Origin of the sequence: Nocardia sp. NPDC051570, from assembly GCF_044454005.1 — a bacterium.
Classification (GTDB): Bacteria; Actinomycetota; Actinomycetes; order Mycobacteriales; family Mycobacteriaceae; genus Nocardia.
This window is the reverse complement of record NZ_JBITDI010000015.1, coordinates 93,591-115,942: the sequence shown is the minus strand read 5'-3', so window position 1 is coordinate 115,942 and position 22,352 is coordinate 93,591. Positions and strand designations below refer to the sequence as shown.

General features: G+C 67.4%; 19 protein-coding genes and 1 pseudogene. 12 read left to right on the top strand and 8 right to left on the bottom strand.

The genetic code is table 11. From position 1 onward, the window contains the following. Positions 1 to 75 precede the first annotated feature (75 nt). Positions 76 to 561, bottom strand: a complete 486-nt coding sequence (locus ACIA76_RS31865; RefSeq protein ID WP_397157201.1) for a DUF2505 domain-containing protein — start codon at positions 559 to 561, stop codon at positions 76 to 78. A 44-nt stretch (positions 562 to 605) separates the two neighbouring features. On the opposite strand from ACIA76_RS31865, the gene ACIA76_RS31860 reads away from it, so the two are divergent. Next, positions 606 to 1,694 carry a UDP-N-acetylmuramate dehydrogenase gene (locus ACIA76_RS31860; protein ID WP_397157225.1) on the top strand — a complete coding sequence of 363 codons (1,089 nt, stop codon included), beginning with the start codon at positions 606 to 608 and terminating at the stop codon, positions 1,692 to 1,694. A gap of 107 nt (positions 1,695 to 1,801) precedes the next feature. Beyond that, positions 1,802 to 3,004 (top strand): Ig-like domain-containing protein, encoded by a 1,203-nt coding sequence (locus ACIA76_RS31855; RefSeq protein ID WP_397157228.1) that lies wholly within the window; start codon positions 1,802 to 1,804, stop codon positions 3,002 to 3,004. Between the two features lie 42 nt (positions 3,005 to 3,046). Here the strand turns inward: ACIA76_RS31855 and ACIA76_RS31850 are convergent. After that, positions 3,047 to 3,780, bottom strand: a pseudogene (locus ACIA76_RS31850) (SDR family NAD(P)-dependent oxidoreductase). A gap of 41 nt (positions 3,781 to 3,821) precedes the next feature. On the opposite strand from ACIA76_RS31850, the gene ACIA76_RS31845 reads away from it, so the two are divergent. The 10 genes from ACIA76_RS31845 to ACIA76_RS31800 all read left to right on the top strand — a co-directional run bounded on the left by ACIA76_RS31845 (position 3,822) and on the right by ACIA76_RS31800 (position 14,898). Next, entirely contained in the window at positions 3,822 to 4,646 is an 825-nt protein-coding gene (locus ACIA76_RS31845; RefSeq protein WP_397157203.1) for an alpha/beta fold hydrolase, read from the top strand. Between the two features lie 13 nt (positions 4,647 to 4,659). Further along, a complete protein-coding gene (locus ACIA76_RS31840) occupies positions 4,660 to 5,355 on the top strand; it encodes a carbon-nitrogen hydrolase family protein (protein ID WP_397157205.1) in 696 nt (231 codons plus the stop codon). Between the two features lie 246 nt (positions 5,356 to 5,601). Further along, positions 5,602 to 6,975: a D-inositol-3-phosphate glycosyltransferase gene (gene mshA, locus ACIA76_RS31835; RefSeq protein WP_397157208.1), complete on the top strand. Its 1,374-nt coding sequence runs from the start codon at positions 5,602 to 5,604 to the stop codon at positions 6,973 to 6,975. 11 nt (positions 6,976 to 6,986) lie between these two features. Beyond that, positions 6,987 to 7,469, top strand: a complete 483-nt coding sequence (locus tag ACIA76_RS31830) for a YbjN domain-containing protein (protein ID WP_397157230.1) — start codon at positions 6,987 to 6,989, stop codon at positions 7,467 to 7,469. A gap of 59 nt (positions 7,470 to 7,528) precedes the next feature. Beyond that, positions 7,529 to 8,434: an ROK family protein gene (locus ACIA76_RS31825; protein ID WP_397157210.1), complete on the top strand. Its 906-nt coding sequence runs from the start codon at positions 7,529 to 7,531 to the stop codon at positions 8,432 to 8,434. A gap of 67 nt (positions 8,435 to 8,501) precedes the next feature. Continuing rightward, complete coding sequence (locus ACIA76_RS31820; protein ID WP_397157213.1) at positions 8,502 to 9,239, top strand: phosphoglyceromutase; 738 nt, start codon at positions 8,502 to 8,504, stop codon at positions 9,237 to 9,239. Between the two features lie 199 nt (positions 9,240 to 9,438). Then, positions 9,439 to 10,173, top strand: coding sequence for a S1 family peptidase (locus tag ACIA76_RS31815; RefSeq protein ID WP_397157215.1), 735 nt, complete (start codon positions 9,439 to 9,441; stop codon positions 10,171 to 10,173). A gap of 318 nt (positions 10,174 to 10,491) precedes the next feature. Continuing rightward, positions 10,492 to 12,549: a CocE/NonD family hydrolase gene (locus ACIA76_RS31810; protein WP_397157218.1), complete on the top strand. Its 2,058-nt coding sequence runs from the start codon at positions 10,492 to 10,494 to the stop codon at positions 12,547 to 12,549. Positions 12,550 to 12,955: 406 nt separating this feature from the next. Beyond that, positions 12,956 to 14,212, top strand: coding sequence for a sensor histidine kinase (locus ACIA76_RS31805; protein ID WP_397157220.1), 1,257 nt, complete (start codon positions 12,956 to 12,958; stop codon positions 14,210 to 14,212). Then, complete coding sequence (locus tag ACIA76_RS31800) at positions 14,209 to 14,898, top strand: response regulator transcription factor (protein WP_062505398.1); 690 nt, start codon at positions 14,209 to 14,211, stop codon at positions 14,896 to 14,898. The genes ACIA76_RS31805 and ACIA76_RS31800 overlap by 4 nt, the downstream gene beginning before the upstream one ends. Before the next feature lie 66 nt (positions 14,899 to 14,964). Here the strand turns inward: ACIA76_RS31800 and ACIA76_RS31795 are convergent, their stop codons facing one another. From ACIA76_RS31795 to ACIA76_RS31770, 6 genes are all read right to left on the bottom strand, one after another. Next, positions 14,965 to 15,654 (bottom strand): response regulator transcription factor, encoded by a 690-nt coding sequence (locus ACIA76_RS31795; RefSeq protein WP_062505398.1) that lies wholly within the window; start codon positions 15,652 to 15,654, stop codon positions 14,965 to 14,967. Next, a complete protein-coding gene (locus ACIA76_RS31790) occupies positions 15,651 to 16,907 on the bottom strand; it encodes a sensor histidine kinase (RefSeq protein ID WP_397157220.1) in 1,257 nt (418 codons plus the stop codon). Before ACIA76_RS31790 ends, ACIA76_RS31795 begins: the two co-directional genes overlap by 4 nt. A 406-nt stretch (positions 16,908 to 17,313) precedes the next feature. After that, positions 17,314 to 19,371, bottom strand: a complete 2,058-nt coding sequence (locus ACIA76_RS31785) for a CocE/NonD family hydrolase (RefSeq protein WP_397157218.1) — start codon at positions 19,369 to 19,371, stop codon at positions 17,314 to 17,316. 318 nt (positions 19,372 to 19,689) lie between these two features. Continuing rightward, a complete protein-coding gene (locus ACIA76_RS31780; protein ID WP_397157215.1) occupies positions 19,690 to 20,424 on the bottom strand; it encodes a S1 family peptidase in 735 nt (244 codons plus the stop codon). Positions 20,425 to 20,623: 199 nt separating this feature from the next. Then, positions 20,624 to 21,361 carry a phosphoglyceromutase gene (locus ACIA76_RS31775; protein ID WP_397157213.1) on the bottom strand — a complete coding sequence of 246 codons (738 nt, stop codon included), beginning with the start codon at positions 21,359 to 21,361 and terminating at the stop codon, positions 20,624 to 20,626. Positions 21,362 to 21,428: 67 nt separating this feature from the next. Next, a complete protein-coding gene (locus ACIA76_RS31770) occupies positions 21,429 to 22,334 on the bottom strand; it encodes an ROK family protein (RefSeq protein WP_397157210.1) in 906 nt (301 codons plus the stop codon). Positions 22,335 to 22,352 lie beyond the last annotated feature (18 nt).

The window sequence follows — 22,352 nt, the reverse complement described above, 5'->3', positions numbered from 1 at the left end:
GTGCCGGACCGGCCGGACTCGCCCCGCCGCTCCGTCGCTGTCGGGTTGCTACTGCTTCGCCCGAATCGGGTGCGATCAGTGCGCGGCGATCCAGGCGCCGGTGAACTCGGCCTCGTTGGCGAGCAGTTCGGTGAGCTTCTCGGCCACCACGGCCTCGATCTTCTTGCCGAACAGCGGGACCGCGACCTCGACCGAACCGTCGACCACGATCGTCGCCGAGCGGTCGTCGCCGGTCAGGGTGACCGTGCCGCGGACCTTGGCGGGCGCACCCTCGACATGCGCCTCGAACAGGCCCGAATTCCCGGTGTAGGTCTCGGTGCGCGGGATGATCAGATCGCCGGGGCGCACGGAGGTGAGTGCGCTGGGCAGCTCCGCCTCCGGAATCGCCTGGACCATCTGCACCCGAAGCTGATCGCCTGAGGATTCGAATCCGTCGATCCGCGCCCCCGGCCCGCCGACCTCGGCGATGCGGTCCTTCCAATACTGCTCGTCGGCGATCGCCGCACGCACGGCCGCGGCCGGATGCGAGTAGTGAGCCGTATACGCCAGGGGTGTCGCCATGACCGAACACGCTACCGTCTGTGGTCGTGCGTACATCTCAGGTGGTGCCATTCGACGAGGTGAGCGAGCTGCTCGCCGCAACCGGTGCGCGGGTGCGCAATTCGGTGCGCCTGGCCGAGCTGACCACGCTGCGGGTCGGCGGCCCGGCGACGGTCGCCGAATGCGCGACGACCGACGCCCTCGTCGCGACCGTGCGCACGCTGGATACCGCGGGGATTCCGGTGCTGCTGCTGGCGGGCGGATCGAATCTGCTGATCTCCGATGCCGGTTTCGGCGGTGTGGTCGTGCGGATCGCGACCGACGATATGCGGATCGATGCCGATCGGGTGGTCGCCGATGCGGGCGCGAACTGGGATGCGGTCGTCGCGGCGACGGTCGAGGCCGGGCTGGGCGGACTGGAATGCCTGTCCGGGATTCCGGGCTCGGCGGGCGCGACGCCGGTGCAGAACGTCGGGGCCTACGGCGTGGAGGTGGCGCAGCTGCTGCGGCGGGTGCGGTTACTCGATCGCGCGTCCGGCGAGGAGCGCTGGGTCGAACCGGATGAGCTCGGATTCGGCTATCGGACCTCGGTGCTCAAGCACAGCGATCGGCCGGTCGTGCTGGGCGTGGAATTCGCGCTGCGGTCGGACGGTTCGAGCGCGCCGCTGCGGTATCGGGAGCTGTATCAGGCACTCGGGGCCGAGGAGGGGCGCAGTCGCCCGGCCGCCGAGGTGCGCGCGACGGTGCTGCGACTGCGCGCGGGCAAGGGCATGGTGCTCGATTCCGGCGATCACGACACCTGGAGCGCGGGATCGTTCTTCACCAATCCGGTGGTGCCGTCGGACCGGGAGGCCGAGGTGCGCGCGGCCATCGCCGAACATGTGGGAGATATCACAGTGCCGGTCTATCCGGCGGCCGACGGGGTGAAGTTCTCGGCGGGCTGGCTCATCGAACGGGCCGGATTCGCGAAGGGCTTCCCGGGGCCGCAGGCGCCCGCCCGACTGTCCACCAAACACACCTTGGCCCTGACCAACCGGGGCTCGGCGACCGCGGCGGATCTGGTGGAACTGGCTCGGACGGTGCGCGACGGGGTGGCCGAACGGTTCGGGATCCGGCTCGAACCCGAGCCCGTGACGGTCGGGGTCACCCTCTAGTTCGAGCGGGCCGCCCGGACTGGGGGCTGGGTTTGCCGCGGCTTCGCGGTAAATTCGAGGAAGTGAGCATTCGAGACATTGCTAGCCGACGTACCGTGCTGGTCGGGATGGGTCAGCTGGCGGCGGCCGCATTGGTGGCCGGATGTTCGAGCGGCAGCGGGGGCGGCAAGGCGGCGCCGAAGGAGCCACCGCCGGTCGCCAAGGTGACGTTCGAGCCCGGCAGCGGCGGCTCCGATATCAATCCCACTGCGCCGGTATCGGTTTCGGTGGCGGCCGGTCATATCGACCAGGTGGCGCTGAGCAATCCGAGCGGTAAGCAGGTCAAGGGCGAGCTGACGCCGGACAAGAGCAGCTTCAAGATCACCGAACCGCTCGGCTACGGGGTGACCTACACCTGGTCGGGCACCGCGATCGGCACCGATAACAAGCCCGTGCCGATCCAGGGCAAGCTCACCACGGTCGCGCCGAAGCAGACCGTGCCCGCGACGATCAACGTCGGCGACGGCCAGCAGGTCGGGATCGCGGCGTCGATCATCCTGCAGTTCAAGCGGCACGTCTCGAACAAGGCCGCGGCCGAACGGGCGTTGACGGTCACCACCAACCCGCCGACCGAGGGCGGCTGGGCCTGGCTGCCCGACGACAACGGCGGCTCTCGGGCACATTGGCGGCCGCAGAACTACTGGGCCCCCGGCACCGAGGTCACCTTCGGCGGCAAGCTCTACGGGCTGGATCTGGGCGACGGCGCCTACGGCGACTCCGATCTCACCTCGGAATTCAAGATCGGCCGGGCGCAGATCGTGAAGGGCAACGCGCCGAGCCATCGCGTACAGGTGGTCCGCGACGGCGATGTGGTCTTCGACTTCGCGTGCAGCTACGGCGAGGGCAACGAGCCGCGCAACGTGACGCGCTCGGGCATCCACGTGGTGACCGAGAAGTACGAGGACTTCATGATGTCGAATCCGCCCTTCTACACCAACGTTCGCGAACGTTGGGCGGTCCGCATCTCCAACAACGGCGAATTCATCCACGCCAACCCCGAATCCACCGCCGCTCAGGGCAATTCGAACGTCACCAACGGCTGCATCAACCTCAGCACCGCCGACGCCCAGAAGTACTTCCCCACCGCGATGTACGGCGACCCGGTCGAGGTCACCGGCACCAACATCCCCCTGTCCGCCGCCGACGGTGATATCTACGACTGGACCATCGACTGGGACACCTGGAAAACGATGTCGGCATTGCATGGCGAGCCGTCCGCAGTGGTGTCGGCGACGCCGGTGCCCCCGGGCCCGGTCCGCGGGGGGAACTGACGCCGGTGCCCTGGAGCCGGTCCGCGGGGAACTCGACCGGATCTACGTCCGTCGGGCGAAGCGGCCCGGGTCGGCCTGGTCGCGGGGTTTGACGATGATCGTGTCGAGGTTGACGTGGGAGGGGCGGCTGGCGGTGAAGCCGATGATTTCGGCGATGTCCTGGGCCATCAGGGGATCGTGCCTTCGTAGACCTTGGCGGCGCGGGTGGCGTCGCCGTCGAAGCGGACCAGGGAGAATTCGGTTTCCACTGCGCCGGGGGCGATTTCGGTGAGGCGGACCGGCCGGCCGAGTAGTTCGCCGCGCAGGGTGCGGTGCAGGACGGCCTGGGCGTGTTTGGCGGTGGTGTAGCCGGAGCCGTTGTCGTAGGCGTGGAAGGCGGCGACCGAGGTGATCGTGACGATCAGGCCGTCGCCGGAGTCGATCAGCTTCGGCAGCAGGGCCTTGGTGATGCGCAGGGTGCCGAGCACATTCGTCTCCCACATCCAGCGCCAGTCGTCGAGGTCCGATTCGGCGACCGAGGCCAGACCCTTCGCGCCGCCCGCATTGTTGACGAGCACATCGACCCGCTCGACGGCGTCGGCGAACGCCCGCACCGAATCCTCGTCGGTGACATCCAGCGCCAGCGCCGTCCCGCCGATCTCGTCGGCCAGCCGGGTGAGCCGGTCCATCCGCCGGGCGCCCACATAGACGTGATAGCCCTGTTCGGCGAGTTCACGGGCGGTGGCTTCCCCGATTCCCGAACTGGCTCCGGTGACGACGGCGGTAGGAGTGCTCATGGCCCGAGCTTAAGGGGGAGCGGGCCAACTAGCCTGGCCACATGGCGATTCGGGAAGTGATCAGCGCGGACGGAACCAGCATTGTCTATCGGGTGACCGGACCGGCCGACGGACGCCCACTGGTGCTGCTGCACGGATGGGCGGGCAACCTGCTCAACTGGGGTGCGGCGGAGCGGGAACTGGCCCGGCGGTTCCGGGTCATCGCCGTCGATCTGCGCGGGCACGGCTATTCGGGCGCCCCGGAGGCCGGATACGACGATCCGAAGAACTGGGCCGCCGATATCGCGGCCGTGCTGGCGGGCGAGGACATCGACACCGGGGCGGTGCTGCTGGGATGGTCCTACGGCGGCATCGTGCTCAGCGACTATCTGACCGCCTACGGCACCGGTGCGGTGGCGGGCGTGGTGTATTGCGGTTCGCAGGCGGGGATCGGGCGCGATGTGCCTGGGGCACAGACGGGTTCGGTGATGCAGAAGGCGATGCCCGACGTCTTCGACGAGAATGCGGGCAAGGCCGTGCGCGGCTTCTCGGCATTCGGCAGCGCCAACACCGGCCGCGCGCGCGATAAGGGCGCGGACGCTCAGCGACTGTTCGGCGGCTGCCTGTCGACCCCGCCCCGGGTCCGCAAGGCGCTGTTCTATCGCACCACCGACAACACCGAAACCCTTCGCACCCTGGATATTCCGGTCTTCGTGCTGCACGGCACGGCCGATCCGGTCGTCCCGATCGATAACGGCCGCTACATCGCCGAGGCGGTTCCCGATGCCCGCACATCCTATTGGGACGGCGCCCAGCACGGCCTGTTCGTGGAGGACACCGCCCGATTCGTCGCCGAGGTCGGCGAGTTCATCGACGGGCTGAACTAGTTAGGGTCTGCTCGTGCGTGGGGAATTGAAGATAGCTGTGGCGCAACCGAAGTGTGTGTCCCATGACGTGGCGGCGAATGCGGTCGAACATGCGCGGGCCGTGCGCGAGGCGCGGGCGCGGGTGGTGGTGTTCCCCGAGCTGTCGCTGACCGGATACGAGTTGGATGCCGAGGTGGTGGCGCCGGACGATGCGCGGTTGCGGCCGATCGTCGACGCCTGTGCGCAGACGGGGGCGCTGGCGCTGGTCGGTGCGCCGGTGCCGGGGCCGTGGATCGCATGTCTCGGCGTGGACGGCACGGGAGCGTCGGTGGTCTATCGGAAGGTGTGCCTGTACGGCGCCGAGGCCGACCTGTTCCGGGTCGGTGAGCACGCGGTGATCGAGGTGGACGGCTGGCGGCTCGGCCTGGCCTACTGCCGCGACACCGGGATCGCCGAGCATGCCGCGCGCACCGCCGAACTCGGAATGGACGGCTATGTCTCGGGCGTCGTGCACGACGCCGATCACGAATCCGAACTGCACGGTGAACGGGCCCGCCGGGTCGCCTCCGACCATGGTGTCTGGGTCGCGACCGCGGCCTTCGCGGGCCCGACCGGCGGCGGATTCGACCGCACCTCCGGCCGGTCGGGCATCTGGTCGGCCACCGGCGAACTGCTGGCCGAGGCTGGTTCCGCACCCGGCGACCTCGTCTGCCACACCTTCGTGGACTGATCCGATCCCGGATCAGGTTCGCGCGTCGTCGAACCCGGAACTCCGCGGCCGGTTTGTCGCACCGAACGTATTGTGCCGGACGGCGTTTCGAGGGATCCGGCCCCGGACACGATTGTGTCGCTTGATATTTGCCCGATCGCCACGCGAGGGATGCGTACCGGACCCTCGTGGCGGGTCCTTCGCAGCGGGGTCAATCGTGTTGTGATGGCGATCACTTGGTGGCGGAGGTCGTGCCGGAGGGTTCCGATGTACGTGCACACTGGTGTGGTGAGTCAACGCGCGGACCTACGGCCGAATCGGATCGCCGTGTTGTCGGTGCATACCTCACCACTCGCGCAGCCGGGCACCGGCGATGCGGGCGGCATGAACGTCTACGTGCTGCAGACCGCCATCCAGCTGGCCCGACGCGGCGTCGAGGTGGAGATCTTCACCCGCGCCACCTCATCCCACGACGAACCGGTCGTCGAGGCCGCGCCCGGTGTACTGGTCCGGCATGTGGTGGCCGGACCGTTCGAGGGGCTCGACAAACATGATCTGCCCACCCAGCTGTGCCCGTTCGCGGGCGAGGTGTTGCGGCAGGAGGCCCGGCATCAGCCCGGTCATTACGACCTGATCCACTCGCACTACTGGCTGTCCGGTCAGGTCGGCTGGCTGGCCCGCGATCGGTGGCGGGTGCCGCTCGTGCACACCGCGCACACCCTGGCCGCGGTGAAGAACGCCTATCTCGCCGAGGGCGACGTCCCCGAGCCGGCGGCCCGCGAGATCGGTGAGAAGCAGATCATCGCCGAATCCGATCGCCTGGTCGCCAATACCGCCGAGGAGGCCCGGCAGCTGGTCGAGCTGTACGGCGCGGAACCCGATCACATCGATGTGGTCCTGCCCGGTGCGGATCTGGTCCGCTATCACCCGGGCGACAAGGCGGCCGCCCGCGCGGCGTTGGGCCTGTCGCCGCGGGAACAGATCGTGGCCTTCGTCGGCCGGATCCAGCCGCTCAAGGCCCCCGACGTCCTGGTCCGGGCCGCCGCGCAGGTGCTGGCCGCCGAGCCCGATCGGGCGCTGCGGGTGCTGATCGTGGGCGGTCCGTCCGGCACCGGCCTGGAACGGCCCGATGCGCTGATCGAATTGGCCGCCGACCTCGGCATCGCCGATCGCGTGACATTCCTGCCGCCGCAGCCCCCGCAGCGGCTGGTGCAGGTCTACCGGGCCGCCGATCTGGTGGCCGTGCCGAGCTACAACGAATCGTTCGGGCTGGTCGCCATCGAGGCGCAGGCCAGCGGGACGCCCGTATTGGCCGCCCATGTCGGAGGCCTCGGCACCGCGGTGCGCGACGGGGTGTCGGGCCTGCTGGTGCCCGATCACAGCACCGGCGAATGGTCCTCGGCCCTGCGCTTACTGCTCGACGATCCCGCGCGGCTGGATCGGATGGGTCGCGCCGCACGCGGCCACGCCGCCAACTTCTCCTGGGAACATACGGCCGAGGGTTTGCTGGACAGTTATTCCGAGGCGTTGGCGGGCCATCGAGGTGTGCGATCGCGACTGGCGAGTACGGTGCTCGCAGAGGGCAATCAAGCCAGGTCGCGGGCGCTGTGGCGGCGCCGGATAGGAGCGGTGCGCCGGTGAGCCAGCCAACGATTCCCGAAACCGCGCGACTGATCGAGGACACCCTGCGCGACCGGGAGGTCGAATACACGCGCGAGGGCGAGGACACGTTCATCATCGTGCTGCCCGGTGAGCGCAAGCTGAAGACCACCGTCATGCTGACCGTCGGCACCCACGGCGTGCGCTACGAATGCTTCGTCTGCCGCAAGCCCGACGAGAACTTCGAGGGCGTCTACAAGTTCCTGTTGCGCCGCAACCGCCGCCTCTACGGCGTGGCCTACACCCTCGACCGCGTCGGGGACATCTACCTGATCGGCCGCGTCGCCACGCACGCCGTCACCGCCGACGAACTCGACCGCATCTTCGGTCAGATCCTCGAGGCCGTCGACGCCGATTTCAATGTGCTGCTCGAACTGGGCTTCGCGGAATCGATTCGGCGCGAATGGAAGTGGCGGGTCTCGCGCGGGGAGTCGTTGAAGAATCTGCGCGCGTTCGAGCATTTGGTCGAGGAGTGACCGGAGCATAGGTACCGGCGCATCTACTCTGGTCGAGAGATGACGGAAGGTGACCTCGGATGACTGTGCTGGCGCTCGATATCGGGGCGACGAAGTTCGCGGCGGGGATCGTGCATGCCGGGCGGCAGGTGCGGGATGTGCGGCAGGCGGGGGTGCCGGAGGCCAAGGTGTGGGAGGTGTGCCGGGAGTTGCTGCTCGAGGTGGCGGGCGATACTCCGATCACCGCGATAGGTATCGGGTCGGCGGGGCCGGTGGATGTGCGGTCGGGGATCACCGCACCGCTGAACATCCCCGAGTGGAAGTCCGGATTTCCGATCGTCGCGTCGGTGCAGGAGCTGTTTCCCTCGGCGGTGATCCGGTTCGCGATCGACGGGGCGTGCCTGGCCCTGGCCGAACATCACATCGGGGATCTGCGCGGGGTGCGTGACGGTCTGGCGATGACCGTCTCGTCCGGAATCGGCGGCGGCATCATCATCGACGGCCGGGTCGCGGTGGGCCGCACCGGAAATGCCGGTCATATCGGTCATATCGTGGTGCCGGGCTGGGACGAGCCGTGCGGCTGCGGCGGCGTCGGCTGCGTCGAAGCCGTGGCCAGCGGCATGTCGTCGGTGCGCTGGGCGCGGGCACAGGGCTGGGACGGTACGACCGGCGTGGAACTGTCCCGGGCCGCACAAGCGGGCGACGCCATCGCCCTCGCCGCCCTCGAGCGCGCGGGAACCGCACTGGGACAGGCGATTTCGTCCGCCGCGGCACTGCTCGACATCGATCGGGTGGTGATCGGCGGCGGCTTCGCCGAATCCGGTGCGCCGCTGTGGGATCCGATGCGCGCCGCGATCGCGAAACACGCCCGCCTCGGATTCCTGCGCGATCTGCGGGTGCTGAAATCGCGAATCACCAACGGCGCCACCCTGGTGGGCGCGGGCGTGCTGGCCGCCGGACACGCCACCGCCGACGAATACGACTGAATCGGGCGGGCGACCGCGGGGCCAGGCCGGTGAGCAGCGGTATCGCCGCTCTGGCAGGATGGCCCGCATGACGTACACCCTCGTTTTGCTGCGCCACGGCGAGAGCGAATGGAACGCCCTGAACCTGTTCACCGGCTGGGTGGACGTGCATCTCACCGATAAGGGCCGGGCCGAGGGTAAGCGCGCCGGGGAGTTGCTGGCCGAGCGGGGAATCCTGCCCGATATCGTCTACACCTCACTGCTGCGCCGCGCGATCAGCACCGCCAACCTGGCCCTCGACGCCGCCGACCGGCACTGGATTCCGGTCGTGCGGGACTGGCGTCTCAACGAGCGGCACTACGGTGCCCTGCAGGGCAAGGACAAGGCGCAGATCCGCGACAAGTACGGCGACGAGCAGTTCATGCTGTGGCGCCGCAGCTACGACACCCCGCCGCCGCCGATCGAGGCCGACGACGAATACAGCCAGGACGGCGATCCCCGCTACGCCGGCATCGAGGTGCCGCGGACGGAATGCCTGCAGGACGTCGTGGCCCGGATGGTGCCGTACTGGGAGTCGACCATCGCCGGGGAACTGGTGGCGGGCAAGTCCGTTCTCGTTGCCGCGCACGGCAATTCGCTGCGCGCCCTGGTCAAGCATCTGGAGAACATCTCCGACGAGGACATCGCCGGGCTGAACATCCCCACCGGCATTCCGCTGCGCTACGAGCTGGACGAGAATCTGCGCCCGATCGGTCCGGGCGAATACCTCGATCCCGAGGCCGCCGCGGCCGGCGCCGCCGCCGTGGCGAATCAGGGCGGCAAGTAACCGTTCATCCCGCCGTCGCGTAAGGGGGCTGGGCAACGTCGCCCAGCCCTGGTAATGTCCTGCCGTTCAGCGTCGGGCCGTCGCTGAAACGCTTTCTGCCAGGGGATATTTCGTTCCATTGCTCGGGGAGCTCGTTGCTGCCCGGCGATGGACGCTACCCCTCACACCCGGGCATCCGGGCATGCAGAAAGAGATACCTATGTTCGTAGCGGGACGCGCCCGAGTCGTTTCCTGGGCCGCCGCGACGGTGACGGCAATGGCCGCCACCGCATTCACCTCCGGCATCGCGGCCGCGGCCGCGCCGGTCACCCTCGGCGGCGGATCCGGCATCGTCGTCGAACAACTCGACGATCCGGGCAAGGCCGCCGACTGCACGCTCACCGCCATCGGCCGCGACCACAACGATCGCCTGGTCGGCCTCACGGCCGGGCACTGCGGTCAGATCGGCTCCCGGCTGCTGGCCGAATACGATCCGCATGCCGGTGTGATCGGCCGGGTCACCGCCAAGAGCGAGGATATGGACTGGGCGGTCATCGAATTCGATCAGGACCGCGTCGTGCCGACCCGCCAGGTGTCGCAGTCGGTGATCAACGGCATCGGTGCGGGACCGGGCGTCGGCGACAACGTCTGCAAGAACGGCCGCACCACCGGATTCACCTGCGGCATCGTCTGGGAGACCCATCAGGCCTGGTTCGCCAGCCATGTCTGCGCCGATCACGGCGATTCCGGTTCGCCGGTGCTGCGCGGCGATCAGCTCATCGGAATGGTGGTGGCGGGCAAGGACTTCCAGGTCGGCCCGGTGACCGTCCCGCTGCCGTCCTGCACGGGCGCGGGCGATGTGATCCATCAGCCCGACGCCGCCACCACGATCCAGACGGTGCTGAGCGATATCGACCGTCAGGGCGGTCCGGGCGCGGGCTTCCGGCTGATCTGATCGGGATCGGTGGCGGTCGCACGACCGCCACCGGCCGCCGATCTCGGTGAGCCTCATCACGTCTACGCGACCGTAGCTATGGCTTTGCCATGTCCGTTAAACATGCCTGTAACAAAGGTGGCGGCAGTCACATACGGGCCGGTCGGGAGTGGTCTGGGTAACTCTCGGTAGGCGATCCGCCAGGTCAGCCGATCCCTATCGGATGGTCGAGGCGCCGGAGATAAATCCGTTGGTGTTGGTGTAACCGAGGGTTTGCAACTTACTTACGGGTAGTTAAGCTCCGGACGTTCGACCATTGCGAGAGGTAGATCACGTCCGATGAAGTACGCGTTGCGCGCCACAGTGGCCGCGGTGGCCACCACCGTCACCCTCCCGTTCTTCGGCCCGGGCACTGCGAGCGCCGCACCGGTGTCGACCGGTCCGGACGGCGGCGCTGCCGGGGCGGCCTGGACCGCCACCGAGGATGGCGGGCAGCAGTATCCCGATATCAACATCCAGTGGGATGTGCCGATCACCATGAGCGACGGCACCGTGCTGAAGGCCAATGTGTACCGGCCCGCCGACGCCTCGGGTCGCCCGATCGATACGCGGACGCCGGTCGTGGTCAACATCACCCCGTATACGAAGTTGGTGAGTAACCTTGCCGACCACGCGAATTCGATTCCGGGACTGTCGGATCTGCTGATCAATCTGCTGCGGCAGATCGATCTGTCCGGTACGCCGCTGTCGGGTCTCACGGATCTGACGAAATCCTTCGGCGGCGGTGAGTTGCGCAACTTCTCGGTCGACCGCCAACTCATCAAGAGCGGTTATGCCCAGGTCGTCGTGGACACCCGCGGCACCGGATTCTCGCAGGGCGAATGGGATATGTTGCGCCAGCGCGAACAACAGGATTCGGTCGAGGTCGTCGACTGGGCGGCGGCGCAACCGTGGTCCGACGGCAAGGTCGGCATGAGCGGAATGTCCTATTCGGCGATCAACCAGATGCAGACGGCCGAGAAGCATCCGGACGCGTTGAAGGCGATCTTCCCCATCGTGCCGGGTAGCGATCTGGTGCAGGACGTTCTCGCGCCGGGCGGCGGATTCGGGTTGACCTTCATTCCGTTGTGGCTCACCGCGATCAACGCCACCAAGTGGGTGCCGGATGTGCAGTCGTTGCTGCAGGGCCGCTTCGACACCAAGTGGCTGTCCGACCGCGTCGCCAGCCCGATGACGTATCTGGACGTGCTGCTCAACGCGTATGCCAGTGTGCGCATGGAGGATCTGGATCCGCGGGTGAAGGGAATGCTCACCGACTTCAGCTCCGAACGCCAGGCGTGGCTGGGCGATCCGAGCCGGGTGCGGGTGCCGACCTTCGTCGTCGGCGGCTGGCACGACCTGTTCACGTATTCGGAATCCAAGATCTACAACGAGATTCCGCTGCCGCCGGGCCAGAAGCAGTTGCTGATGGGCGATACCTATCACATCAATTCGGGCAACCAGTACAGCAAGCCGGGTCTGCCGCCGCGGCTGGATGTGTTGCAGCGGGCGTGGTTCGACAAGTGGCTCAAGGGGATCGATAACGGCATCGACGGCTACGGCCCGGTGACGCTGTATCAGCAGGGCACCGGCGGCTGGGCGACCCAGGACGGGTTCGGGACCGGCGCGCCCACCGAGGAGGCGAGCGAGTATCGGCGGATGTACTTGTCCGCCAATCGAAGCGGCACCGCCCAGAGCGTCTACGACGGCTCGCTGACCGGCGAGGCGAACGATGACATCGCGCGACTGACCGTCGCCCCCGGGCTGACGACGGTGTGCTCCAACGATGCCGCGCAGGGATCGGCGGGTCTGCTGTCGATCATCGATGCCTGCGGTAAGGATTCGCGCATCGCCGAGCTGAACGGCCTGACCTTCACCAGTGCACCGGTGGCGGGGGAGACCACGATCTCCGGCCCGATCGCGGTGCGGCTCAACACCGTTCAGGACGCCGCGGACGGCTACTGGTCCGTGACGGTCAACGATGTCGCGCCCGACGGAGGGTCGACGGTGCTGTCGTCCGGACAGCTGATGGCGTCGCTGCGGCAGATCGACGATTCGGCCAGTACGCGCTCGGCGGGCGGCGACTACACCGATCCGCGCCCGTACGACTCCCTGGACCGCCGCGAGCCGACCGTGCCGGGCGAGGTGACCACGCTGGATATCGGCCTGTCCGGAACCCAGGCCGTGCTCGCGCCCGGCCACCGGCTGCGCGTCGACGTGTTCGCGAGCAACTTCCCCAAGGGCCTGCCCATCGGCCCGATGCTGGTCGACACCGGCCTCAAACCCGAACACATCCAACTCGATCCGAATGCGCCGAGCTTCGTGAACATCCCGGTCCGCGGTAATCCGGGGTGGTAGTTCCGAGCTCCCTCGCCGTCCCGGAGGCGCACAACGGCGTGTGCCCCGGGACTTCTCTCTCAGGCGCCGCGGCCGATGGAGCGCCGGCGCTTCGTCGGGGAATGAAGCATTTCCGACGAATGAGGCGCAGATCACATTTGCCATCGGCTGCGGCGAACGCCACTGTGCGGGGGCACAATGGAACACAGTTCACATTGGCTTCGCGTGTTGGTGAGATGAGCGGTGCCGCAAGGAAAAGTGCCTGCGAGATCCTGACTAGGGGCCCGGCCCTGCCGTCCGGAACGACCTCCGGACAGGCCGAACTCTGCGTAAACACCCGGCTAACAGTCGAGTAAGCGCCCGTGACCTGCGCGAAACTTCGCGAACCCGGACTTGGTGAGTGCGCCCGCGATCGTACGATTCAATTGTGAGCGTTCCTCAGGCCGTGTTGATGGCGATTCTCGCGGCCGTCGTAGGTCTGGCCGTCGGTGGTCTGCTCATCCCGTACGTGAATGCCCGTCAGGCGCAGCGCCGCGAGGCCGATTCGGGTCTGACCATGTCCCAGGTGCTCGATCTCATCGTGCTCGCCTCGGAAAGCGGTATCGCGGTCGTCGACGAATATCGCGACGTCGTGCTGGTGAATCCGCGCGCCGAGGAACTGGGACTGGTCCGCGATCGGCTGCTCGACGAGCGCGCGTGGGCCGCGGTGGAGAAGGTGATCGCCTCCGGCGAGAGCGCCGACTTCGATCTGACCGCCAAGAATCCCGTCCCGGGCCGCAGCCGCATCGCCGTGCGCGGCGTGGCCCGTCCGCTGTCGCGCGAGGGTTCCAGTTTCGTCGTGCTGTTCGCCGACGACGATTCCGAACAGGCGCGCATGGAGGCGACCCGGCGCGATTTCGTCGCCAATGTCAGCCATGAACTCAAGACGCCCGTCGGCGCGATGAGCCTGCTGGCCGAGGCGCTGCTGGAATCGGCCGACGATCCGGATTCGGTGCGGCATTTCGGCGAGCGGCTGATGGTCGAGACCCGGCGCATGGGCAAGATGGTCACCGAATTGATCGCGCTGTCGCGCCTGCAGGGCGCGGAGAAGCTGCCGCAGCTGGAGGCGGTCGATGTCGACACCGTCGTGAATGCGGCCATCGAACGCTCGCGCACCGCGGCCGAGGCCGCCGGAATCACCGTCAGTACCGATCGCAACAGCGGGCTGGAAATGCTCGGCGACGAGACGCTGCTGGTGACCGCGCTGTCGAATCTGGTCGAGAATGCGATCAACTATTCGCCCAAGGGTTCGCACGTCTCGGTGAGCCGATCCTTGCGCGGCGGATATGTGAACATCGCGGTCACCGACCGCGGAATCGGTATCGCCAAGGAGGATCAGGAACGGGTGTTCGAACGCTTCTTCCGCGCCGACAAGGCCCGTTCGCGCGCCACCGGCGGGACCGGACTCGGCCTGGCTATCGTCAAACACGTGGCCGCCAATCACAACGGTGAAATCACCCTGTGGAGCAAACTGGGGACCGGCTCGACGTTCACGCTGCGCGTCCCCGCCGTCGAAACCGACGATCAGAATTCCGCCAACCCGGCGGAGAAGAAGGGTCCCACCGCCATCCAGGTGGGCAAGAAAGAAACCGGTCCGCGCCCCGCAGGGCGGACCAGACCCAACGGTGTGGAGGCAACCCGATGACGAGTGTGCTGATCGTCGAGGACGAGGAGTCGCTGGCCGATCCGCTCGCATTCCTGCTGCGCAAGGAGGGATTCGAGGTCACGGTAGTCGGCGACGGCCCGTCCGCGCTGGCAGAATTCGACCGCTCGGGCGCCGACATCGTGCTGCTCGACCTCATGCTCCCCGGCATGAGCGGAACCGATGTGTGCAAGCAGCTGCGGACCCGCAGCAGCGTGCCGGTGATCATGGTGACCGCTCGCGACAGCGAGATCGACAAGGTGGTCGGGCTGGAGCTCGGCGCCGACGACTATGTCACCAAGCCGTATTCGTCGCGGGAGCTGATCGCGCGCATCCGCGCGGTGCTGCGCCGCGGCGCCGGCGAGGATGTCGACGGCTCGAACGAGAGCGGCGTGCTGGAGGCGGGGCCGGTGCGCATGGATGTCGATCGGCACACGGTTCAGGTGAACGGTAAGCCGGTCACCTTGCCGCTCAAGGAATTCGATCTGCTCGAATACCTCCTGCGCAACTCCGGGCGCGTGCTGACCCGCGGCCAGCTCATCGATCGTGTCTGGGGCGCGGACTACGTCGGCGATACCAAAACCCTCGATGTGCACGTCAAGCGGCTGCGCTCGAAGATCGAGGCGGATCCGGCGAAGCCGGAACATCTGGTGACCGTGCGCGGGCTGGGCTACAAGCTCGAGGCCTGACGGTTCGACAAGCGATGAGCCGCGGCGGCCCGATCGGGCCGCCGCGGCTCATCGCTTGTCGAACCGTCAGGCCTCGAGCTTGTAGCCCAGCCCGCGCACGGTCACCAGATGTTCCGGCTTCGCCGGATCCGCCTCGATCTTCGAGCGCAGCCGCTTGACGTGCACATCGAGGGTTTTGGTATCGCCGACGTAGTCCGCGCCCCAGACACGATCGATGAGCTGGCCGCGGGTCAGCACGCGCCCGGAGTTGCGCAGGAGGTATTCGAGCAGATCGAATTCCTTGAGCGGCAAGGTGACCGGCTTACCGTTCACCTGAACCGTGTGCCGATCGACATCCATGCGCACCGGCCCCGCCTCCAGCACGCCGCTCTCGTTCGAGCCGTCGACATCCTCGCCGGCGCCGCGGCGCAGCACCGCGCGGATGCGCGCGATCAGCTCCCGCGACGAATACGGCTTGGTGACATAGTCGTCGGCGCCGAGCTCCAGCCCGACCACCTTGTCGATCTCGCTGTCGCGAGCGGTCACCATGATCACCGGCACGCTGCTGCGGGTCCGCAGCTGCTTGCACACATCGGTTCCGCTCATGCCGGGGAGCATGAGGTCGAGCAGCACGATGTCGGCGCCCGAGCGGTCGAATTCTGCCAGCGCGGACGGGCCGTCGCCGACTACCGTGACCTCGAATCCCTCCTTGCGCAGCAGGAATGCGAGCGGATCGGCCAGCGACTCCTCGTCCTCGACGATCAGCACACTCGTCATCGGGTTGCCTCCACACCGTTGGGTCTGGTCCGCCCTGCGGGGCGCGGACCGGTTTCTTTCTTGCCCACCTGGATGGCGGTGGGACCCTTCTTCTCCGCCGGGTTGGCGGAATTCTGATCGTCGGTTTCGACGGCGGGGACGCGCAGCGTGAACGTCGAGCCGGTCCCCAGTTTGCTCCACAGGGTGATTTCACCGTTGTGATTGGCGGCCACGTGTTTGACGATAGCCAGGCCGAGTCCGGTCCCGCCGGTGGCGCGCGAACGGGCCTTGTCGGCGCGGAAGAAGCGTTCGAACACCCGTTCCTGATCCTCCTTGGCGATACCGATTCCGCGGTCGGTGACCGCGATGTTCACATATCCGCCGCGCAAGGATCGGCTCACCGAGACGTGCGAACCCTTGGGCGAATAGTTGATCGCATTCTCGACCAGATTCGACAGCGCGGTCACCAGCAGCGTCTCGTCGCCGAGCATTTCCAGCCCGCTGTTGCGATCGGTACTGACGGTGATTCCGGCGGCCTCGGCCGCGGTGCGCGAGCGTTCGATGGCCGCATTCACGACGGTGTCGACATCGACCGCCTCCAGCTGCGGCAGCTTCTCCGCGCCCTGCAGGCGCGACAGCGCGATCAATTCGGTGACCATCTTGCCCATGCGCCGGGTCTCGACCATCAGCCGCTCGCCGAAATGCCGCACCGAATCCGGATCGTCGGCCGATTCCAGCAGCGCCTCGGCCAGCAGGCTCATCGCGCCGACGGGCGTCTTGAGTTCATGGCTGACATTGGCGACGAAATCGCGCCGGGTCGCCTCCATGCGCGCCTGTTCGGAATCGTCGTCGGCGAACAGCACGACGAAACTGGAACCCTCGCGCGACAGCGGACGGGCCACGCCGCGCACGGCGATGCGGCTGCGGCCCGGGACGGGATTCTTGGCGGTCAGATCGAAGTCGGCGCTCTCGCCGGAGGCGATCACCTTCTCCACCGCGGCCCACGCGCGCTCGTCGAGCAGCCGATCGCGGACCAGTCCCAGTTCCTCGGCGCGCGGATTCACCAGCACGACGTCGCGATATTCGTCGACGACCGCGATACCGCTTTCCGAGGCGAGCACGATGAGATCGAGCACCTGGGACATGGTCAGACCCGAATCGGCCTCGCGGCGCTGCGCCTGACGGGCATTCACGTACGGGATGAGCAGACCACCGACGGCCAGACCTACGACGGCCGCGAGAATCGCCATCAACACGGCCTGAGGAACGCTCACAATTGAATCGTACGATCGCGGGCGCACTCACCAAGTCCGGGTTCGCGAAGTTTCGCGCAGGTCACGGGCGCTTACTCGACTGTTAGCCGGGTGTTTACGCAGAGTTCGGCCTGTCCGGAGGTCGTTCCGGACGGCAGGGCCGGGCCCCTAGTCAGGATCTCGCAGGCACTTTTCCTTGCGGCACCGCTCATCTCACCAACACGCGAAGCCAATGTGAACTGTGTTCCATTGTGCCCCCGCACAGTGGCGTTCGCCGCAGCCGATGGCAAATGTGATCTGCGCCTCATTCGTCGGAAATGCTTCATTCCCCGACGAAGCGCCGGCGCTCCATCGGCCGCGGCGCCTGAGAGAGAAGTCCCGGGGCACACGCCGTTGTGCGCCTCCGGGACGGCGAGGGAGCTCGGAACTACCACCCCGGATTACCGCGGACCGGGATGTTCACGAAGCTCGGCGCATTCGGATCGAGTTGGATGTGTTCGGGTTTGAGGCCGGTGTCGACCAGCATCGGGCCGATGGGCAGGCCCTTGGGGAAGTTGCTCGCGAACACGTCGACGCGCAGCCGGTGGCCGGGCGCGAGCACGGCCTGGGTTCCGGACAGGCCGATATCCAGCGTGGTCACCTCGCCCGGCACGGTCGGCTCGCGGCGGTCCAGGGAGTCGTACGGGCGCGGATCGGTGTAGTCGCCGCCCGCCGAGCGCGTACTGGCCGAATCGTCGATCTGCCGCAGCGACGCCATCAGCTGTCCGGACGACAGCACCGTCGACCCTCCGTCGGGCGCGACATCGTTGACCGTCACGGACCAGTAGCCGTCCGCGGCGTCCTGAACGGTGTTGAGCCGCACCGCGATCGGGCCGGAGATCGTGGTCTCCCCCGCCACCGGTGCACTGGTGAAGGTCAGGCCGTTCAGCTCGGCGATGCGCGAATCCTTACCGCAGGCATCGATGATCGACAGCAGACCCGCCGATCCCTGCGCGGCATCGTTGGAGCACACCGTCGTCAGCCCGGGGGCGACGGTCAGTCGCGCGATGTCATCGTTCGCCTCGCCGGTCAGCGAGCCGTCGTAGACGCTCTGGGCGGTGCCGCTTCGATTGGCGGACAAGTACATCCGCCGATACTCGCTCGCCTCCTCGGTGGGCGCGCCGGTCCCGAACCCGTCCTGGGTCGCCCAGCCGCCGGTGCCCTGCTGATACAGCGTCACCGGGCCGTAGCCGTCGATGCCGTTATCGATCCCCTTGAGCCACTTGTCGAACCACGCCCGCTGCAACACATCCAGCCGCGGCGGCAGACCCGGCTTGCTGTACTGGTTGCCCGAATTGATGTGATAGGTATCGCCCATCAGCAACTGCTTCTGGCCCGGCGGCAGCGGAATCTCGTTGTAGATCTTGGATTCCGAATACGTGAACAGGTCGTGCCAGCCGCCGACGACGAAGGTCGGCACCCGCACCCGGCTCGGATCGCCCAGCCACGCCTGGCGTTCGGAGCTGAAGTCGGTGAGCATTCCCTTCACCCGCGGATCCAGATCCTCCATGCGCACACTGGCATACGCGTTGAGCAGCACGTCCAGATACGTCATCGGGCTGGCGACGCGGTCGGACAGCCACTTGGTGTCGAAGCGGCCCTGCAGCAACGACTGCACATCCGGCACCCACTTGGTGGCGTTGATCGCGGTGAGCCACAACGGAATGAAGGTCAACCCGAATCCGCCGCCCGGCGCGAGAACGTCCTGCACCAGATCGCTACCCGGCACGATGGGGAAGATCGCCTTCAACGCGTCCGGATGCTTCTCGGCCGTCTGCATCTGGTTGATCGCCGAATAGGACATTCCGCTCATGCCGACCTTGCCGTCGGACCACGGTTGCGCCGCCGCCCAGTCGACGACCTCGACCGAATCCTGTTGTTCGCGCTGGCGCAACATATCCCATTCGCCCTGCGAGAATCCGGTGCCGCGGGTGTCCACGACGACCTGGGCATAACCGCTCTTGATGAGTTGGCGGTCGACCGAGAAGTTGCGCAACTCACCGCCGCCGAAGGATTTCGTCAGATCCGTGAGACCCGACAGCGGCGTACCGGACAGATCGATCTGCCGCAGCAGATTGATCAGCAGATCCGACAGTCCCGGAATCGAATTCGCGTGGTCGGCAAGGTTACTCACCAACTTCGTATACGGGGTGATGTTGACCACGACCGGCGTCCGCGTATCGATCGGGCGACCCGAGGCGTCGGCGGGCCGGTACACATTGGCCTTCAGCACGGTGCCGTCGCTCATGGTGATCGGCACATCCCACTGGATGTTGATATCGGGATACTGCTGCCCGCCATCCTCGGTGGCGGTCCAGGCCGCCCCGGCAGCGCCGCCGTCCGGACCGGTCGACACCGGTGCGGCGCTCGCAGTGCCCGGGCCGAAGAACGGGAGGGTGACGGTGGTGGCCACCGCGGCCACTGTGGCGCGCAACGCGTACTTCATCGGACGTGATCTACCTCTCGCAATGGTCGAACGTCCGGAGCTTAACTACCCGTAAGTAAGTTGCAAACCCTCGGTTACACCAACACCAACGGATTTATCTCCGGCGCCTCGACCATCCGATAGGGATCGGCTGACCTGGCGGATCGCCTACCGAGAGTTACCCAGACCACTCCCGACCGGCCCGTATGTGACTGCCGCCACCTTTGTTACAGGCATGTTTAACGGACATGGCAAAGCCATAGCTACGGTCGCGTAGACGTGATGAGGCTCACCGAGATCGGCGGCCGGTGGCGGTCGTGCGACCGCCACCGATCCCGATCAGATCAGCCGGAAGCCCGCGCCCGGACCGCCCTGACGGTCGATATCGCTCAGCACCGTCTGGATCGTGGTGGCGGCGTCGGGCTGATGGATCACATCGCCCGCGCCCGTGCAGGACGGCAGCGGGACGGTCACCGGGCCGACCTGGAAGTCCTTGCCCGCCACCACCATTCCGATGAGCTGATCGCCGCGCAGCACCGGCGAACCGGAATCGCCGTGATCGGCGCAGACATGGCTGGCGAACCAGGCCTGATGGGTCTCCCAGACGATGCCGCAGGTGAATCCGGTGGTGCGGCCGTTCTTGCAGACGTTGTCGCCGACGCCCGGTCCCGCACCGATGCCGTTGATCACCGACTGCGACACCTGGCGGGTCGGCACGACGCGGTCCTGATCGAATTCGATGACCGCCCAGTCCATATCCTCGCTCTTGGCGGTGACCCGGCCGATCACACCGGCATGCGGATCGTATTCGGCCAGCAGCCGGGAGCCGATCTGACCGCAGTGCCCGGCCGTGAGGCCGACCAGGCGATCGTTGTGGTCGCGGCCGATGGCGGTGAGCGTGCAGTCGGCGGCCTTGCCCGGATCGTCGAGTTGTTCGACGACGATGCCGGATCCGCCGCCGAGGGTGACCGGCGCGGCCGCGGCCGCGATGCCGGAGGTGAATGCGGTGGCGGCCATTGCCGTCACCGTCGCGGCGGCCCAGGAAACGACTCGGGCGCGTCCCGCTACGAACATAGGTATCTCTTTCTGCATGCCCGGATGCCCGGGTGTGAGGGGTAGCGTCCATCGCCGGGCAGCAACGAGCTCCCCGAGCAATGGAACGAAATATCCCCTGGCAGAAAGCGTTTCAGCGACGGCCCGACGCTGAACGGCAGGACATTACCAGGGCTGGGCGACGTTGCCCAGCCCCCTTACGCGACGGCGGGATGAACGGTTACTTGCCGCCCTGATTCGCCACGGCGGCGGCGCCGGCCGCGGCGGCCTCGGGATCGAGGTATTCGCCCGGACCGATCGGGCGCAGATTCTCGTCCAGCTCGTAGCGCAGCGGAATGCCGGTGGGGATGTTCAGCCCGGCGATGTCCTCGTCGGAGATGTTCTCCAGATGCTTGACCAGGGCGCGCAGCGAATTGCCGTGCGCGGCAACGAGAACGGACTTGCCCGCCACCAGTTCCCCGGCGATGGTCGACTCCCAGTACGGCACCATCCGGGCCACGACGTCCTGCAGGCATTCCGTCCGCGGCACCTCGATGCCGGCGTAGCGGGGATCGCCGTCCTGGCTGTATTCGTCGTCGGCCTCGATCGGCGGCGGCGGGGTGTCGTAGCTGCGGCGCCACAGCATGAACTGCTCGTCGCCGTACTTGTCGCGGATCTGCGCCTTGTCCTTGCCCTGCAGGGCACCGTAGTGCCGCTCGTTGAGACGCCAGTCCCGCACGACCGGAATCCAGTGCCGGTCGGCGGCGTCGAGGGCCAGGTTGGCGGTGCTGATCGCGCGGCGCAGCAGTGAGGTGTAGACGATATCGGGCAGGATTCCCCGCTCGGCCAGCAACTCCCCGGCGCGCTTACCCTCGGCCCGGCCCTTATCGGTGAGATGCACGTCCACCCAGCCGGTGAACAGGTTCAGGGCGTTCCATTCGCTCTCGCCGTGGCGCAGCAAAACGAGGGTGTACGTCATGCGGGCCATCCTGCCAGAGCGGCGATACCGCTGCTCACCGGCCTGGCCCCGCGGTCGCCCGCCCGATTCAGTCGTATTCGTCGGCGGTGGCGTGTCCGGCGGCCAGCACGCCCGCGCCCACCAGGGTGGCGCCGTTGGTGATTCGCGATTTCAGCACCCGCAGATCGCGCAGGAATCCGAGGCGGGCGTGTTTCGCGATCGCGGCGCGCATCGGATCCCACAGCGGCGCACCGGATTCGGCGAAGCCGCCGCCGATCACCACCCGATCGATGTCGAGCAGTGCCGCGGCGGACGAAATCGCCTGTCCCAGTGCGGTTCCCGCGCGCTCGAGGGCGGCGAGGGCGATGGCGTCGCCCGCTTGTGCGGCCCGGGACAGTTCCACGCCGGTCGTACCGTCCCAGCCCTGTGCCCGCGCCCAGCGCACCGACGACATGCCGCTGGCCACGGCTTCGACGCAGCCGACGCCGCCGCAGCCGCACGGCTCGTCCCAGCCCGGCACCACGATATGACCGATATGACCGGCATTTCCGGTGCGGCCCACCGCGACCCGGCCGTCGATGATGATGCCGCCGCCGATTCCGGACGAGACGGTCATCGCCAGACCGTCACGCACCCCGCGCAGATCCCCGATGTGATGTTCGGCCAGGGCCAGGCACGCCCCGTCGATCGCGAACCGGATCACCGCCGAGGGAAACAGCTCCTGCACCGACGCGACGATCGGAAATCCGGACTTCCACTCGGGGATGTTCAGCGGTGCGGTGATCCCCGACCGCACATCCACCGGCCCCGCCGACCCGATACCTATCGCGGTGATCGGAGTATCGCCCGCCACCTCGAGCAGCAACTCCCGGCACACCTCCCACACCTTGGCCTCCGGCACCCCCGCCTGCCGCACATCCCGCACCTGCCGCCCGGCATGCACGATCCCCGCCGCGAACTTCGTCGCCCCGATATCGAGCGCCAGCACAGTCATCCGAGGTCACCTTCCGTC